Source organism: Pseudomonas baetica, assembly GCF_002813455.1.
Taxonomy (GTDB): domain Bacteria; phylum Pseudomonadota; class Gammaproteobacteria; order Pseudomonadales; family Pseudomonadaceae; genus Aquipseudomonas; species Aquipseudomonas baetica.
The window spans coordinates 5031660-5033580 of sequence record NZ_PHHE01000001.1; the positions used below are offsets into that span (position 1 = coordinate 5031660).

At 67.7% G+C, this 1921-nt stretch carries 1 pseudogene; it reads left to right on the plus strand.

What is annotated here, in order from left to right:
- Positions 1-145 precede the first annotated feature (145 nt).
- Positions 146-1600, plus strand: a pseudogene (locus tag ATI02_RS33360) (type I polyketide synthase); the annotation flags it as partial.
- Positions 1601-1921: the final 321 nt, after the last annotated feature.

The following is a 1921-nucleotide window of genomic DNA, read 5'->3' on the forward strand; positions in this document are numbered from 1 at the left end:
CATTACCACCACCGACATCCTCAACCTGGTCAAGGACGGCCACATCTCCCTGGTCCAGGGGCGCGATCTGCTGCGCCTGGTGGCCGGCAACGGCCAGCCTGTCCGGGAACAGCCCGCGGGCGCCATGGATATCGCGATTATCGGCATGTCCGGGCGCTTTCCCGGCGCCGACAGCACAAGCGCCTTCTGGGACAACCTCAAGGCCGGGCGCAACAGCGTGGCGCAGATTCCCGCCAGCCGCTGGGACAGCCGCGACTATTTCGATCCCGACCGCAACGCCCGCAACAAGAGCTACAGCAAATGGGCCGGCCTGGTGGACGACATCAAGGGCTTCGATGCCGACTTTTTCAATATCAGCCCCCGCGAAGCGCTGCTGATGGACCCCCAGCAGCGGCTGTTTTTCCAGGAAGCCTGGGGCGCCATCGAAGACGCCGGCTATGCGCCTGGCAGCTGGTCCAACAGCAAGTGCGGGGTGTTTGTCGGCTGTGTCACCGGCGACTACCTGACGCACCTGCGCCAGCAGCAGATGCCAGCCGATGCCTACAGCCTGACCGGCAACGCCTCGTCGATCCTCGCCGCGCGGCTGTCCTACTTCCTCAACCTGAAAGGCCCGGCGGTGGCGGTGGACACCGCGTGTTCGTCGTCCCTGGTGTCGGTGCACATGGCCTGCGAAAGCCTGCAAAGCGGCACGTGCGAAGTGGCCCTGGCCGGTGGGGTGATGCTGTACAACACCCCGGAACTGTTTGTCCTGGCCTCGCAGCTGGGCATGCTGTCGCCGGACGGCCTGTGCAAGACCTTCGACGAGCGGGCCAACGGCATCGTGATTTCCGAAGCGGTCGCGGTTGTGGTGCTCAAGCCATTGGCGGCCGCCGAACGCGACGGCGACACCATCCACGCGGTGATTCGCGCATCGGGGATCAACCAGGACGGCAAGACCCCGGGCATTACCGTGCCCAGCGCCTATGCCCAGACCCAGTTGCTCAGCGACGTCCATGCCCGCGCCGGGATCGACCCGCGCAGCATCGGCTACGTCGAGGCCCATGGCACGGGCACGCGCCTGGGCGACCCCATCGAGGTCGAGGCCCTGACCGCCGCTTTCCGCCAGCGCACCGAGGACAAGGGGTTCTGCGCCATCGGCTCGGTCAAGACCAACATCGGCCATGCCCAGGTCGCGGCGGGGATCACCAGCCTGATCAAGGCCGTGCTGTGCCTGCGGCACCAGACATTGCCGCCGTCCCTGCACCTGGAGCAACCCAACCAGCACATCGATTTTGCCAACAGCCCATTCTTCACCCTCGACCGCCTGCAGCCCTGGACGGCCCAGGCCGATCACCCGCGGCGGGCCTGTGTCAGTTCCCTGGGGTTCAGCGGTACCAATGCCCATCTGGTGCTGGAAGAGTACGTGCCTGCCGCGCCAGCGCCCGCCCGCCATTGCGACGCCCCGGGCGCCAGTGTGGCGGTGCTGTCGGCGCGCACCCCCGAACGCCTGAAGGTCATGGCCGAGCGCCTGCTGCACTGGCTGGACAGCAACGCCCCGCTGCCGGCTTTGCGCGACGTGCTGCACACCTTGCAAAGCGGGCGCGACCCGATGCCTGCCAGGCTGGCCTTGCTGTGCGATTCCCTGGAATCGCTGGCCCAGGGGGTGCGCGGTTTTCTTGCCGAGGGTGCCGATCGCCAGCTGGTGTTTGTCGGTGACGAAGCCGACGAGCAGGGTCGTCAGGCGGCCCAGGCCGAGCTTGCCGCGCTGCCACAGCCCATGGCTCGCGACCTGGCCCGCCTGTGGGCGGCCGGGGCGGCCGTGCAATGGCCTCTGTTCTCGCCCCAGGAGCACCTGCGTCGTGTCCCGCTGCCCACCTATGCCTTTGCCGCGACCCCTTACTGGGCCGCTGGCACGCCCGTCGTGCCCAGCGAAGTGGCAGCC